At 74.2% G+C, this 14,214-nt stretch carries 12 protein-coding genes; 5 read left to right on the forward strand and 7 right to left on the reverse strand.

Going from position 1 to position 14,214, the window contains the following annotated elements:
* The 3 genes from NUM_RS11295 to NUM_RS11305 form a co-directional block, all read left to right on the forward strand.
* A partial coding sequence (locus tag NUM_RS11295; RefSeq protein ID WP_308440565.1) for an SbcC/MukB-like Walker B domain-containing protein occupies positions 1-664 on the forward strand: 664 nt, incomplete at its 5' end.
* A gap of 55 nt (positions 665-719) precedes the next feature.
* Complete coding sequence (locus tag NUM_RS11300) at positions 720-1,790, forward strand: hypothetical protein (RefSeq protein ID WP_207124762.1); 1,071 nt, start codon at positions 720-722, stop codon at positions 1,788-1,790.
* Positions 1,787-2,722: a DNA-3-methyladenine glycosylase family protein gene (locus tag NUM_RS11305; RefSeq protein ID WP_207124763.1), complete on the forward strand. Its 936-nt coding sequence runs from the start codon at positions 1,787-1,789 to the stop codon at positions 2,720-2,722. The genes NUM_RS11300 and NUM_RS11305 overlap by 4 nt, the downstream gene beginning before the upstream one ends.
* A 27-nt stretch (positions 2,723-2,749) precedes the next feature.
* Here NUM_RS11305 and NUM_RS11310 read toward each other — a convergent pair whose 3' ends face one another.
* The 3 genes from NUM_RS11310 to NUM_RS11320 all read right to left on the reverse strand — a co-directional run bounded on the left by NUM_RS11310 (position 2,750) and on the right by NUM_RS11320 (position 5,390).
* Positions 2,750-3,934 (reverse strand): epoxide hydrolase family protein, encoded by a 1,185-nt coding sequence (locus tag NUM_RS11310; protein WP_207124764.1) that lies wholly within the window; start codon positions 3,932-3,934, stop codon positions 2,750-2,752.
* A gap of 110 nt (positions 3,935-4,044) precedes the next feature.
* Positions 4,045-4,413 (reverse strand): hypothetical protein, encoded by a 369-nt coding sequence (locus tag NUM_RS11315; RefSeq protein ID WP_207124765.1) that lies wholly within the window; start codon positions 4,411-4,413, stop codon positions 4,045-4,047.
* Positions 4,410-5,390, reverse strand: a complete 981-nt coding sequence (locus tag NUM_RS11320) for an SseB family protein (RefSeq protein ID WP_207124766.1) — start codon at positions 5,388-5,390, stop codon at positions 4,410-4,412. Before NUM_RS11320 ends, NUM_RS11315 begins: the two co-directional genes overlap by 4 nt.
* Before the next feature lie 206 nt (positions 5,391-5,596).
* Between NUM_RS11320 and NUM_RS11325 the strand changes: the two genes are divergently transcribed.
* Complete coding sequence (locus tag NUM_RS11325) at positions 5,597-6,670, forward strand: ATP-dependent DNA ligase (RefSeq protein ID WP_207124767.1); 1,074 nt, start codon at positions 5,597-5,599, stop codon at positions 6,668-6,670.
* 78 nt (positions 6,671-6,748) lie between these two features.
* On the opposite strand, the gene NUM_RS11330 is transcribed toward NUM_RS11325, so the two are convergent.
* Complete coding sequence (locus NUM_RS11330; RefSeq protein ID WP_207124768.1) at positions 6,749-7,507, reverse strand: SDR family NAD(P)-dependent oxidoreductase; 759 nt, start codon at positions 7,505-7,507, stop codon at positions 6,749-6,751.
* Positions 7,508-7,678: 171 nt separating this feature from the next.
* Here NUM_RS11330 and NUM_RS11335 point away from each other — a divergent pair, with 171 nt between their 5' ends.
* A complete protein-coding gene (locus tag NUM_RS11335) occupies positions 7,679-8,659 on the forward strand; it encodes a malate dehydrogenase (protein WP_207124769.1) in 981 nt (326 codons plus the stop codon).
* A gap of 53 nt (positions 8,660-8,712) precedes the next feature.
* Here the strand turns inward: NUM_RS11335 and NUM_RS11340 are convergent, their stop codons facing one another.
* Genes NUM_RS11340 through NUM_RS11350 form a run of 3 tightly spaced genes read right to left on the reverse strand, consistent with a single transcriptional unit; the run spans position 8,713 to position 14,178 of the window.
* Positions 8,713-9,702, reverse strand: a complete 990-nt coding sequence (locus tag NUM_RS11340; protein ID WP_207124770.1) for a LacI family DNA-binding transcriptional regulator — start codon at positions 9,700-9,702, stop codon at positions 8,713-8,715.
* Between the two features lie 7 nt (positions 9,703-9,709).
* Positions 9,710-12,526, reverse strand: coding sequence for a GH116 family glycosyl-hydrolase (locus tag NUM_RS11345; protein WP_207124771.1), 2,817 nt, complete (start codon positions 12,524-12,526; stop codon positions 9,710-9,712).
* Positions 12,523-14,178, reverse strand: coding sequence for a fucose isomerase (locus NUM_RS11350; protein ID WP_207124772.1), 1,656 nt, complete (start codon positions 14,176-14,178; stop codon positions 12,523-12,525). Before NUM_RS11350 ends, NUM_RS11345 begins: the two co-directional genes overlap by 4 nt.
* Between the last annotated feature and the right edge of the window lie 36 nt (positions 14,179-14,214).

Below are 14,214 nucleotides of genomic sequence, written 5' to 3' on the forward strand. Positions count from 1 at the left end.
GGTCGCCGGCCCGGGCGAGCAGGGCGCCGACGCCGCCGCGTACCAGCTGGTGACGGCGCTGGCGGTGCAGCAGGCCGAGGCCGAGCACCGGCGCGCGGCCGAGCGGGGCGAGCAGTCGGCGGCGCTGCGGGCCCGGCGGGCCGAGCACGTCCGGTCCGCCGAGGTGGCGCGGGCGCTCGCCGGGCACCTCGCCGCGGACCGGTTCCAGCGCTGGCTGCTGACCGAGGCGATGGACCTGCTGGTCGACGGCGCCTCGACGATCCTGCGCGAGCTGTCCGCCGGGCAGTACTCGCTGGCCTACGACGGCGGGGAGTTCTTCGTCGTCGACCATCACGACGCGGAGCTGCGCCGGGCGGTGCGCACGCTGTCCGGCGGGGAGACGTTCCAGGCGTCGCTGGCGCTCGCGCTGGCGCTGTCCGAGCAGCTCGCCGGGCTGTCCACCACCGCGACCAGCCTGGAGTCGATCATGCTGGACGAGGGGTTCGGCACCCTCGACCCGGGCACCCTCGACACCGTCGCGGCGACGCTGGAGAACCTGGCCGCGCACGGCGACCGGATGGTCGGCCTGGTCACCCACGTGGCCGAGCTGGCCGAGCGGATCCCGGTCCGGTTCGTGGTGCGCAAGGACGCCCGCGGCGCGCACGTCACCCGGGAGAGCGCGTGAGCGAGCGCATGATGGGTGTCGGGCGACGTGGTGACTGCGACGCGGGGGGCTTGCGGTGAGGGTGCACGTCGACGCCTGGGATCCGTCGTACGGGCGGTCCTTCGAGGCGGATGCCGGGGGCGCGGCCGGCCCGGCGGCGGCCAGCAGCGCGCCGGTCGACGCCGCGGTGGAGCGACCGACCGGCGCCTGGGCGCCGCTGACGCCACCCGGTGCGGTCCGCTCCCCGCACACCGTGCTGCTGGTCGACGGGGTGCGTCGGATCGACGCGCGGGTCTGGGTGGAGGACGACGAGGGCGTGGCCCGCCCGGGCGTCTGCGCCTCGTACGCGGCCGGCGCGGTGCGCTGCGACCTCGCCGGCGGCGCGGCCGAGCTGGCGCTGTCGGCGGTGACGCACGGGCTGTTCGCACCGGGCCCGTCGGTGGCGCCGCTGCGCGCGCACGACCGCGCGGTGTACGTACCGCACCGGGTCGTCGGCGACGACCCGAGCCAGGTCGACGCCGAGCTGCAGCGCCGGCTGTACGAGCTGGAGGTGCAGGTCTCCCAGCGGGTCCGGGCCGAGGCCGGCAGCAAGGACGACCTGCTCGTGGTGGACGGCCCGCTGCGCGGCCGCACCGGCATGCCGCGCACGCTCGGCTACGCCAAGACGCACCACAAGCAGTACCTCGACGGCGACCTGACCCGGGTGGTCACCGCACTCGCGCCGGGCCAGCGCACCCCGCTGTTCCTGCTCGGCGGCCAATGGCACCGCTACTCCTGGTACCTGCGGCTGCCGGCCGGCGCGACCTCGACGCCCCCGACCCGGTCGGCGCCGATCGGCTCACCGTGGTCAGGCATCGTCCGGCTGGAGTGCCCGGCCGACTGGTCGCTGCCGGACGCGATCGGGTGGGCGGACCTGTCCGCGGTGACGCTGCCCCGGTTCGCCTCCACCCCGTACAAGGACCCGCGGGCGCCGCAGAACCTGGTGCCGATCGCCGGGCTGGAGCGCCGGCTGCGCGGTCTGCTCGGCGACTCCCGGCTGCTGCTGCGCGGCCTGCGCACGGCGGCCGCGCGCACCTCGACCGCCAGCACGTCGGCAGCGACGCCGCCGGCGGAGGCGGGCGCCGTACCGGCGAGGACGACGGCGTGACCGCGGCCCAGCGGGCGCTCGCCGCCCCCGCGCGGTACGACTTCGGTCGCACCGTCGCCGTGCTGCGCACCGGGCGGCACGATCCCACCACCCGGCTGGGCCGCGGTGAGCTGTGGAAGGCGAGCCGCACGCCGGACGGGCCGGGCACCGTGCACCTGTCGTACCGGCAGGAGGTGGTGACGGCGACCGGGTACGGGCCCGGTGCCGGCTGGCTGCTGGAGCGCGCGGACGCGCTGGCCGGGCTGCGCGACGATCCGACCGGCTTCCTGCCGCTGGCCCGGCAGCATCCGGTGGTCGCGGTGCTCGCGGACGGGATGCCGGGGCTGCGGCTGGCCCGGACCGAGCGGGTGTTCGACGAGCTGGTCCGGGTCGTGCTGGCGCAGAAGGTGACCACCGTCGAGGCGACCCGCTCGTACGCGGCGCTGGTCCGGCGGTTCGGCGAGCCGGCGCCCGGGTCGGCGCCGGGACTGGGGCCGGGGCCGGTGGGGCTGCTGCTGCCGCCGGCCGCCGAGACGATCGCGACCGCACCGTACTGGGCCTTCCACCCGCTCGGGATCGAGCAGCGCCGGGCCGACACGCTGCGCCGGCTTGCCGTCGTCGCCGACCGGCTGGAGCGCACCGTGCACGAGCCGCCGGAGCGGGCCCGCACGCTGCTGATGACCCGCCCCGGGGTCGGTCCGTGGACCGCCGCCGAGGTGGCGGCGGTGGCGTACGGCGACCCGGACGCGGTCAGCGTCGGCGACTACCACGTGCCGCACCAGGTGGCGTACGCGCTGGCCGGCGAGCACCGCGGCACCGACCAGCGAATGCTGGAGCTGCTCGCCCCGTTCGGTGGGCACCGGGCCCGGGTGATCCGGCTGGTGGTGCACGCCGGGGTGCAGGAGCCGCGCCGCGCCCCGCGAGCGCCGCTGCGGTCCTTCGCCCGGTTCTGAACCGCCCCCATGGCCGCGACGGCACGGTCACCGGCGAGCGGCCAGCACCGCCGTGAGTCCCGCCCGCAGGTCCCGGACGAAGTACTCGGGAACCTCCAGCGACGGGAAGTGCCCGCCGGCGTCCGCCAGCTCCCATCGGACGATCTGCCGGTACCGCTGCTCCGCCCACCGGCGGGGGCACTTCTCGATGTCGCGGGGGTAGACGGTGACGGCGGCCGGGACCTCGACCCGGAGCTCGGGGTCGAGCGCGTTCACGCCGCCGTGGCTCTCGGCGTAGATCCGGGCCGCCGACGCGCCGGTCCTCGTCAGCCAGTACAGGGTGACGTCGTCCAGAACGCGGTCGACGGGGATCGCCTCGAACGGGCTGTCCTCGGTGTCGGTCCACTCGGCGAACTTGTCGAGGATCCAGGCGAGCAGCCCGACCGGTGAGTCGACGAGCCCGTAGCCGATGGTCTGCGGCCGGCTCGCCTGCTGCTTCGCGTACGCGGCGCGAGGGCCGCCCCAGAAGTCCTGGGTCTGCTGCGCCCAGGCGCGCTCGGTCGCCGTCAGCCCGTCCATGGTCAGCCCCGGCGGCGCCTGCGCGGTCACCGTGTGGATGCCGAGGACCTGCGCCGGGAACCTGCCGCCGAGGACCGTGGTGATCACCCCGCCCCAGTCTCCGCCGTGGGCCACGAACTCGCCGTAGCCGAGCCGTGCCATCAGCTCCACCCACGCGGCCGCGATCGCGCCGATCCCCCACCCGGTGGTGGCCGGCTTGTCGCTGAAGCCGAAGCCCGGCAACGACGGGACCACGACGTGGAACGCCGGCGCGCCCGGATCCCGGGGATCGGCGAGCTCGTCGACGACGTCGACGAACTCGGCGACGCTGCCGGGCCAGCCGTGCGTCATGATCAGCGGAGTGGCGCCGGCCCGCGTGGATCGGCGGTGCAGGAAGTGGATTCCCAGGCCGTCGACGGTGGTACGGAACTGGCCGAGCCGGTCGAGGCGCGCCTCGAACGACCGCCAGTCGTACCGGGTGCGCCAGTGGTCCACGACCTCGGCGAGGTCGGCGAGCGGCACGCCCTGCCCCCAGCGCTCCCGGCCGGTCGCGCCGCGCCGGACCGTCTCGGCCTCCGGCAGCCGCGCCGCGGCCAGTCGCGCGCGCAGGTCGTCGAGGTCTGCGTCGCCCACGCGGGCCGCGAAGGCCCGCACGTCGCTGGTCGGGTGCGGCATGCGATCTCCTGGTCGTCGGGGAGCCGGCGGCCGGTAGAACCGGCCAGGACGGTTCTACCAGCTCCCGACGCCGGATCCCGGCAGCGCCCGCCGGGGTGACCGCCGACCGCTCAGAGGTGTTCCTCGTGCAGGTCGGCGACCTCGTCGCGGGGTACCCAGGACTGGTACACGCCCCGGTCGAACCGGTCCAGGCCGAGCCGTTCGGCCTGCGGCGCCCGGCCGCCGGTGTACTCGATGCGCAGCCACTGCTCGTGCTCGGCCAGCACCTTGACCGGCTCGTTGCGGTAGCTGCCGGTGGTGATCACGTAGCCGAACTCGTCGAGGTCGGAGAACGGCACGACCCGGCGGTACCGGCCGGCGGTGATGGCCTCGAACCCGACCCGGTCGGCGCGCTCGGAGTACAGGTGGGCGCCGGCGCTGCTCGGCGCGGCGTCGAACTCGTCGCCCTGCCAGCGGGCGTAGTAGCCGTCCCGGATCACTGCTCCCCCACCAGTTCACGGTTGACCAGCCAGCGCCGCTCGTCCGCGTCGTACACCGCGACGAACGTGTGCTCGCCGGCGGCGTCGATGCGCCACATCTCCGCCTGGTGCGGCAGCCGCATGCTGTGGATCTTGAACTCGGGGATGGCCAGCCGGGACCCGGCGACCTGCCCGTCGCCGGCGAACGGCGGATGCTCCACCACCCAGCCACCCGGTACCTCGGCGAGCCGGTCGTCGTCGGTCGCACCGAGCGGCGGGCGGTACAGCTCGGCCCGGTAGGCGGTCCAGCGCAGCAGGAACAGCGCGTCGTCGGTCACCGCGAACGGCGAACCCGGGTACCCCAGCCCCAGGTTGCGCACGATGTCGGGGACGGTCTCCAGCTCGGCGGTGTCCTGCCACCGGTGCACGTAGCCGGCCACCCAGTCGTACCCCTTGTCCAGGTAGAACCGGACCTGGTTGGGCGGCACCGCCTTCTGCATCACGGTCGGCACCGTCGCCTCGTCGAACTCGTCCGGGGCCGGCTCGGCGTCCGGCGGCCAGTCGCGCGCCGCCGCCGGCGACCACGGATCGTGGTCCGGCTCGTCGGCGGGCGGCTCGGGCTCGGTGACGCCGAACTCCCCGCCGGCGATCTGCCGGATCAGGCTCGCCGGCAGGTGCGCCGCGAGCACCAGCCCCGGATCGACCACCAGCGACCACCCCGGGTCGGGCCACTGGTCGACCAGGTCGCGGAACCGCACCGGCCGCCCCTGCTCGTACTGGCCGACGGTGGACACCGCCATCGCCGCCGACGAGGTGTACGCCGCGACGAACGTGCGGTCGTCCGCGACCATCGTCGGCCACACCGTCCGGTCGTCGTCGCCGACCGGCAACACCAACTCGGCGCCGGACAGCAGCCGCAGGTACTGCTCCTGGTCGCCGGCGGCGAGCGCCTCCCGCATCTGCCGTTCCAGGTCGTTCACCGGCTCGAACTCGGCCACCCGCGGCCCCTTCCCCGCCTCGCACCGACCGGCCCGTACGGCCGCGGCGTCGCGCGGCGCTGGGCCCCCGGCAGGCACAACGACGCGCCGCGCGACGAGGTTGCGACCGACCGCCGTGGCGTGGTCGGACCGGTCCGGCCGCCGGACGGCGCGCCGGATCGGCGCGAAGCGCACGACGGTTGCCGCGAGCGGGGAACAATGGCGCCATGCGACTGCCTGTGATGCCCCCGGTGGCGCCGATGCTGGCGAAGTCCGTCAAGCAGATCCCGGAGGGCGAGCTGTGCTACGAGCCGAAGTGGGACGGGTTCCGGTCGATCTTCTTCCGGGACGGCGCCGAGGTGGAGATCGGCAGCCGCAATGAACGCCCGATGACGAGGTACTTCCCGGAGCTCGTCGCCGCCGCGCTGGAGCAGTTGCCGGAGCGCTGCGTGATCGACGGGGAGATCATCCTGGTCGCCGCGAGCGGTGACCGGCTCGACTTCGACGCGCTGCAGCAGCGGATCCACCCGGCCAAGAGCCGGGTGACGATGCTGTCCGAGACCACCCCGGCCCGGTTCGTCGCGTTCGACCTGCTCGCGCTCGGCGACACCGACCACACCGACCGGCCGTTCGAGCAGCGGCGTGCCGCGCTGCGGGAGGCGCTGGCCGGCGCCCGGGCGCCGATCCACGTCACCGCCGCCACCACCGAGCCGGCGGTGGCGCGACGCTGGTTCGACCAGTTCGAGGGCGCCGGACTGGACGGCGTGGTGGCCAAGCCGCTGGCCGGCCGGTACGAACCGGACAAGCGGACCATGTTCAAGATCAAGCACGAGCGGACCGCGGACTGCGTCGTGGCCGGGTACCGGCTGCACAAGTCCGGCCCGGACCGGATCGGCTCGCTGCTACTCGGCCTGTACGACGACGCCGGTGAGCTGGCGAGCGTCGGAGTGATCGGCGCGTTCCCGATGGCGCGGCGGGCGGAGCTGTTCACCGAGCTGCAGCCGCTGGTGACCGACTTCGACGACCACCCGTGGGCCTGGGCGAAGCAGGAGGAGGGCACCCGCACCCCGCGCAACGCCGAGGGCAGCCGGTGGTCGGGCGGCAAGGACCTGACGTTCGTCCCGCTGCGGCCGGAACGGGTGGTGGAGGTGCGCTACGAGCACATGGAGGGGGTCCGGTTCCGGCACACCGCCCAGTTCGTCCGGTGGCGTCCGGACCGCGACCCGCGCTCCTGCACGTACGAGCAGCTCGACGAGCCGGCGCGCTACGACCTCAACGACGTGCTCGCCGAGCCGCTCTGACCATCGGGGGAACCACCGCAGGCGGGCGGCGCCGGCCAGTCGCCCGCCGGCGTTGCCCGCCCGCCCCGGGCGAGCGGGTCACACCAGGACCGCGCCGCCCGCGACGTCCAGCACCGTACCGGTGATCCAGTCCGCGCTGTCGGCGACCAGGAAGGCGACCGCCCGGGCCACGTCGTCCGGGGTGCCGAGCCGGCGCAGCGGATGCGACTCGGTCAGCATCTCGACCTGCTCGGCGGGGATCATCCGGTGGTTGCGCTCGGTCATGATCGTCTCCGGGGCGACGCAGTTGGCGCGGATCCGGTACGGCCCGGCCTGGGCGGCGACCTGCTGGGTGAGCAGCCCGATGCCGGCCTTGGCCGCGGCGTACGCCATCGGTGAGCGCGGGTGGGCCCGCCGACCGGCGGCCGACGAGACGGTGACGATGCTGCCCGCACGGCGCTGCTTCATCCCGGGCAGGAAGCACTTGAGGGTCAGGAACGTGGCGAGCAGGTTGGCGTCCACGCCGGCCCGCCAGTCCTGCTCGGTGATGTCCTCCAGCACGGCGGGCGGGGTGGGGCTGCCGCCGGCGTTCGCCACCAGGATCCGCACGGGGCCGAGCTCGGCCTCGATCCGGGCCCGGACGGCCTCGATGTCGTCGAGTCGGGTGACGTCGCCGGTGACCCCGAGGGCGGTGCCGCCCGCCTCCCGCAGCCGCGTCACCACGTCGGCGACCGCCGCGGCATCTCTGCCGTGTACCGCGACGGCGGCGCCCTGCCGGGCGAGCTCGGCGGCGATGCCGGCGCCGATGCCCCGCGAGCTGCCGGTGACCAGTGCGATGTGTCCGTCCAGAGTTCCCATGCCGATAACGTTAGATGTCTAACGATGAGACGTCAAGTGCTTTGCCGGGAACCCCGGCGGCACCCGCGGTGACCGGCCGGACGGTGACCGCACGGCCCGGTTCGGCCGGGTTGCCGGGCGAGTAGCATCCGCGCTGAACACGGACTTGACATCCGAACGGAGTGAGCACACATGGCGCAGGCGCCTGTCAACGTGACCGTCACCGGAGCGGCCGGTGCGATCGGTTACGCCCTGCTGTTCCGCATCGCCTCCGGCCAGCTGCTCGGCGCGGACACGCCGGTACGGCTGCGGCTGCTGGAGATCCCGCAGGCGGTCAAGGCGGCCGAGGGCACCGCGATGGAGCTCGACGACTGCGCCTTCCCGCTGCTCGCCGGCGTCGACATCACCGACAACGCCAAGCAGGCGTTCGACGGGGTGAACGTCGCGCTGCTGGTCGGCGCCCGGCCGCGCAGCAAGGGCATGGAGCGCGGCGACCTGCTGGAGGCCAACGGCGGCATCTTCAAGCCGCAGGGCGAGGCGATCAACGCCGGCGCCGCCAGCGACGTCAAGGTGCTCGTGGTCGGCAACCCGGCCAACACCAACGCGCTGATCGCGCAGCAGCACGCGCCCGACGTACCGGCCGAGCGGTTCACCGCGATGACCCGGCTGGACCACAACCGGGCGCTGTCCCAGCTCGCCACCAAGCTCGGCGTCGCGGTCACCGACATCAGCAAGATGTCGATCTGGGGCAACCACTCCGCCACCCAGTACCCCGACCTGTTCCACGCCCAGGTCAACGGGCGCAGCGCGGCCGAGCAGGTCGACCACGCGTGGCTGGAGGAGACCTTCATCCCGACCGTCGCCAAGCGCGGCGCGGCGATCATCGAGGCGCGCGGTGCGTCGTCCGCCGCGTCGGCCGCGAACGCCGCCGTCGACCACGTGTACGACTGGGTGCACGGCACCGACGACTGGACCTCCGCCGGCGTCGTCTCGGACGGGTCGTACGGGGTGCCCGAGGGCCTGATCTCCTCCTTCCCGGTCGTCGCCCGCGACGGGAAGTACGAGATCGTGCAGGGGCTCGACATCGACGAGTTCTCCCGGGCCCGGATCGACGCCTCGGTGCGCGAGCTGTCCGAGGAGCGCGACGCCGTCGCCAAGCTCGGCCTGGTCTGAGCAACGACCACACCCGGCGCCGGCACCCGACAGGGTGCCGGCGCCGCGGTGCGTCACGGGTGGACCGAACTCTCCCGCAGGATCAGGTCGGTACCGAGCACCACCCGGCGCGGTGCGGCGTCCGCGGTGCCGCCGATCCGGTCCACCAGCAGCGTCGCCGCCTGGGTACCGATCCGGTACGCGGGCTGCGCGACCACCGAGATCGGCGGGTCGATGAACGGCGCCCACGGTGCATCGTCGAAGCAGATCAGCCCCACGTCCCGGCCCGGCCGCAGCCCCCGCGCGTGCAGCTCCTGCAGTACGCCCAGGGCCAGCGCGGCGTTCGCGACGAAGAACGAGTCCGGCGGCCGGTCCCGGTCCAGCAGGCTCGCCGCGCCGGCCCGGCCGCCGTCCAGGTGGAAGCTGCGGTGGGCGACCCGCCGGGTCCGGATCCCGGCGGCGCGCAACGCATCCTCGTACCCGAGGCGGCGCAGCATCGCGGTCTCCGCCGAACGGGGGCCGGTCACGCAGGCCGGCCGCTGCCAGCCCTGGCGGATCAGGTGCTCGGTGGCGGCGAGCGCGCCGCCCCGCGAGTCGACCATCACCCAGTCCACCGGCGCGGCGATGCTGCGGTCGATGACCACCACCGGGATCGAGTCGGCGGCCAGCCGGTCGATCTGGGTCTGGGTGCTGTGCGGCGAGATGATCACGCCGGCCGCGTGCTCGGCGGCGGCCAGCTGGATGTACTGCGACTCCTTCGTCTCGTCCTCGTCGGCGTTGCACAGCACCACCGAGTAGCCGTTCGCCACGGCGATGTCCTCCACCCCGCGCGCCACCGAGGTGAAGAACGAGACCTCGATGTCGGAGATGATCAGCAGCCACAGGTTGGAGCGCTGCCGGCGCAGGCTGCGGGCCAGGTGGTTCGGCCGGTACCCGAGCTTCTCGGCGGCGGCCCGCACCCGCGCGGCGAGCTGCGGGTCGACCCGGTCGTTGTTGTTGAGGGCGCGCGACACCGTGGCGACCGACGTCCCCGCCTCGCGGGCCACGTCGACGATCTTCACCATCGGCCGCTCATCTCCTCGCCTGCCCCGCCCCGGTCAGCGTCAGCGTGCTGCCGGCGCTGAGCCGCACCGGCACGCCGAACGTGTAGCGCGCCCCGTCCGGTTCGTTCCGCCGGGTCGCCTCGACCGCGACCCCGTCGAGCGCCACGCCGTACCGGTCGCGGTCCGGCCCGGTGCCACCGGCCGGGTCGTCGGCACCGGCCTGCTCCGCGCTGCCGGCCCGACCGGCACCGTCCGGCGGACCGGTGAGCCGCAGCTCGCGCAGGTGCAGGGTGCCGCCGGTGCACTCGATCGACACCGAATCCGGGCCCGCGGACAGCAGGCCGTACCCGTCGGTGGTGAGGAACGGCAGCGTCGGCGTGGCCGGATCGGGCCGCCGGAAGGCGAACGCCCCGGCGAGGCTATCGTGCCGCAGCCCGCTCATCGCCTGCAGGGCCGACCAGCCCGCCAGCGACCGCACGTAGTGGTCGCCGCACTCGACCTCGTTGTACGGGTTGCGCCGGCGCCCGTCGTAGCGCGCCCACAGCCCGGCGAGGATCGCCTCGCCCTGCTCGGCCAGCCCCTCGGTCAGGCAGTGCGCGGCGACCTGCCACTCGGTGCCGGTCCACACCTCGTCGGCGTACCGGGTGGGTACCTGCGGCCGGCCGCCGCGCGGCCAGCTGCACACCAGCAGGCCGGTGTCGTCGCCGTCGGCGAACACCCGGTACGGATGCTCGAAGCCGGCGAAGCCGCGCCGCAGGTTGTGCCGGACCACCGCGGCGAGCGCGGTGCGCACGTGCTCGGCGGGCAGCAGGTGGCCCAGGTCGAGCTGGTGCGCCCACCACTGCCCGATCAGCTGGTCGGACAGACAGCCGGTGACCCACTGGAACTCCGGCCGGTCGCCGGGCAGCAGCCGCTGCTCGTAGTACTCGCCGTTGAACAGCGCCGCGTCGTAGGCCGCGCTGCCGGTCTCGAACAGCTCGCGGTAGTGGCGGGCCGTCCCGTCGTCGCCGACCAGCCCGGCCATCGTCTCGGCGGCGCGCAGCGCCGCGAGCCAGTAGGTACCCATGAAGGTGTTCAGGCCGCACAGGTCGATGTCGTGGGTGCTGGGCTGGATCCCGGTCAGCATCCCGGATCCGTCGGTGTGCCAGGTCCTCTCGACGTGGTCGAGCAGCCGGGTCAGGTTCGGCCAGTACCCGCGGAGCCAGTCCAGGCCCGCCGCGGTTTCGCCGGCCGGGAAGGCGCGGTACTCGCGGTAGGTCTTGAGCACGGCGCCGAGCATGCCGTCCAGCGCCGGGGTGTCCGGGCCGCCGATCGGCTCGTCCCACAGCTGCCGCAGGTAGGTGGGTGCGACCAGCCGGTGCGGCAGGTACCCGGCCGGCGCCTGCATCACCTCGAACTCGGTGCGGCGCATGTCGCGTTCCAGTTCGGGGAAGAACGCGGCGAGGGTCTGCGCGTAGTTCCACACGTGGTTGCAGTTGAGCGGGCAGGACCCGCCGTGGGCGCCGGACCACATGGTGGTGGAGGCGCCGAGTACGCCCTCGAAGCCGTAGAAGCGGCCGTCCGCGCCGCGGAAGCAGGTGGGGCTGCGCACGGTGGCCAGTTGCGCGGCGAACTGGGTGACCGCGTCGTCGGACAGGCTGGAGCGGGCGAGCGTGGCCGGCCAGGACAGCGACGCGGTGCGTAGCGTGTCCCAGTCGCGCCGCACGTGTTCCAGCGCCGCGACCGCGTCCGGGTACACGGTGGCGTAGTGGTTGCCGAGCCAGAACCTCGACAGACCCCACTCCGGCCGGGGCGGGCCGAACTGCTCGAAGTTCACGTACCGGTTGGGAAAGCGCCAGGTCAGCGCGATCCGGATGGTGCGCCGCTCCCCCGGCTCCAGCAGGAACCCGACGCCCAGCCCGGTGTTCCAGGTACGGCCGGGCGCGCTCGCGCCGACCGCGGCGGCGGGTGCGTGCCGCTGCGGGTCGGGGTTCGCGGCGCCGGTGTGGGCCAACCGGCCGGTGCCGTCGGCGAGCGCCCGGGACCGCAGGAAGGTCAGGAACTCGTCCGGGTGCCGCCACTGCACGAGCGCGCTCGCCGCGGCGTCGTTGGCGGCGAGGACGAGCTGGCCGGCGCCCGGCGCGTCCGGTGCCAGGGTGTGGTTCTCCAGCGCCACCCCGGTCCAGCCGTCGGTGCGAAACAGCCGGTTGGTGTTGCCGCCGTACCCGGCGCCGTCCACGCCGTCGATCGGGCTGACGCCGTCCCAGCCGACGCAGTTCTGCACCGCGGCGCCGAGCGTGCCGTGCACCGGGTACGGCGAGGTGTTGGTCAGGGTGAACGTGAACAGCGCCGCCGGGATCGAACTCGCCGCGACGTCGCCCGGTACCAGCGGGGTGAACGCCTCCAGCGACACGGAAAGCGGCAGCTCGGGGTCGCGGTAGTCCAGCCGGGCGAACGGGTACGTGCCACCGAACTCCACCGCCGCGACGCCGGGATGCCGGGCCAGCAGGTCGGTCTGCCAGTCGGCCACCTCGTCGTCGGTGACCAGCGGCGTGCGGGTCGACTCCCGTACCGGCGCCTGCAGGATCCGCACCGTGTCGATCGGCGGCTCCCAGCAGGTGGCGCGGATCGCGAAGAACGAACCGGGCAGCGCGCCGGCGTGGTTGCCGATGTTGTGCAGCTGCCACTGTCGCAGCGAGCCGTCGGCGCAGATCGCCACGTTGCCGGTACCGATGCCGCCGAGCGGCAGCGCCACGTGCGGCCGCCGCGCCGAGTCGTACGGCACGTGCCGGTGGCCGGCGGTCCCGCCCGACGGGTCGGCCGGCGAGGCGGGCCCGGCCCCGGGATCGGCTGGCGCGGCGCTCATCGGGTCGCCGCTTCGGCGACCGGGGCGTCGCCGCACAGGTGCACGGTGACGCCGAGTTCGGCGAACAGCGCCGCCTTGACGGTCAGCGCGCGGTCGGCGGTGTCGGCGTCCGGCGCGTACGCCACCTGCACGTGGTTGGCCTTGTGCTTGGCCATGAACTGGTCGCGCGAGACGCCGTGCAGCACCGCGTGCATGATCGGCCACTCCGGGTTGGTCAGCGCCAGCCGCCGGGTCGTCTCCGCCTCCGGCAGCGCGGCGACGTGACCGCGGCCGAGGTCGGCGTGCAGCGCGCCACCCGCCACGTACACCCGGGACCAGACGATCTCGCCGGGCTTGCTGCAGCCGGACAGGGTGCCGCCGCCGAGCGGGAAGAACATCGGCGGCTGCCGCATGCTGTACGACTTGTCGTAGCCGCCGTGGTGCGACGCCGGCACCGAGCCGGAGATCATGAACGTCCATACGAACTCGCCGTCGTACTCCTCGCCCCAGCGCACGTCGTGCAGCGTGGTCGCCGGGTCGAGGTGCATCGCGGTCCAGATCCGGTTGGTGACGAGCGCATCCACCGCGACGCCCTCGTCCACCTCGTTGAAGTGCGGCAGCGGTACGCCGGGGTACAGCTCGCGGGAGCCGTCCCGGCTGCGCACCGGCGGGCGGGCGACGTTGTTGAGCAGCCCCTCGGCCAGGTCGCTGGCCGGCACGGTGTCCTTCAACCCCTGCTGGTACTGGATGCCCACGGCGTCCAGGCCGAAGTCGTCGGCGATCCGCAGCGCCGCGACGTACATCTTCAGCTGGCTGTGCACCTGCGCGTCGGTCAGCTCGGTCGCCTCGTCGGTACCGGTGTGGAAGCGCAGGCCCGCCTCGTCCAGCCAGGCGCGCACCGCGTCCGCCTCGGCGTCGCCGACCCGGGCCATCTCGGCCACCAGGCTCGACTGGGACAGCCGTTCCTTGTAGATGCCGAGCGGGTTGAGCAGCTCGTCGTCGATGATCGCGTTGTACATGCCCATGCAGCCCTCGTCGAAGACGCCGACGATCGCCTTGCGCCGCACCAGCTCCGCGGCCAGCGCCCGACCGAGCCGTACCTCCTCGGCGGCCTCGTCGAGCGCCGGCAGGTCGCGGACGTGGTCGGTCGGGTGCGCCAGCTTCCCGGTGTCGAGCCAGGTCTTCAGGCCGGCCACCGCCCAGTCGTCGGTGAAGTCGACGCTCCACAGCGACGAGTGGTCCACCCCGGCCTTGGTCAGGCTCGCGGTCAGGTTCAGCAACCCCACCAGGCCCGGGAACCCGCCGTCCCAGTTCGCGACGACCAGGATCGGGCCGCGGTGCGAGCGCAGCCCGGCGAGCAGGTGGTGGCTGTACTGCCACACCGCCTCGGCGACGACCAGCGGGGCGTCCGGCGGTACGTTCCGGAACACCTCGATGCCGCGGCGCTGGCTGTCGATGAAGCCGTGCCCGGCCGCCTCGTCCACCTCGTGCGCGCGGTGGATCGTCCAGCCCAGCGCGGACACCGCGCGGGCAAGGTCCGCCTCCAGCCTGCGCTGCACCGGCCAGCAGGTGACGTTGGCGGCGGGCCGCAGATCGCCGTTGGCGACCAGGTACACCGTCCGCGGTGCCGCGGTGGGTGCGGGCACGGGCTCCGGGAAGCGGTAGCGGGTCATGGTCGGACCTTCCTGTGAGGGGGTGCGGGCGGCGGG

This window comes from Actinocatenispora comari (genome assembly GCF_017312725.1).
In the GTDB taxonomy this organism is placed as follows: Bacteria; Actinomycetota; Actinomycetes; order Mycobacteriales; family Micromonosporaceae; genus Actinocatenispora; species Actinocatenispora comari.

Coding starts and splice junctions, on each gene's coding strand:
- NUM_RS11325 (WP_207124767.1), top strand. CDS start 5,597: ATGCGACTGCCTGTGATGCCCCCGGTGGCGCCGATGCTGGCGAAGTCC.
- NUM_RS11340 (WP_207124770.1), bottom strand. CDS start 9,702: ATGGTGAAGATCGTCGACGTGGCCCGCGAGGCGGGGACGTCGGTCGCC.
- NUM_RS11330 (WP_207124768.1), bottom strand. CDS start 7,507: ATGGGAACTCTGGACGGACACATCGCACTGGTCACCGGCAGCTCGCGG.
- NUM_RS11350 (WP_207124772.1), bottom strand. CDS start 14,178: ATGACCCGCTACCGCTTCCCGGAGCCCGTGCCCGCACCCACCGCGGCA.
- NUM_RS11310 (WP_207124764.1), bottom strand. CDS start 3,934: ATGCCGCACCCGACCAGCGACGTGCGGGCCTTCGCGGCCCGCGTGGGC.
- NUM_RS11345 (WP_207124771.1), bottom strand. CDS start 12,526: ATGAGCGCCGCGCCAGCCGATCCCGGGGCCGGGCCCGCCTCGCCGGCC.
- NUM_RS11335 (WP_207124769.1), top strand. CDS start 7,679: ATGGCGCAGGCGCCTGTCAACGTGACCGTCACCGGAGCGGCCGGTGCG.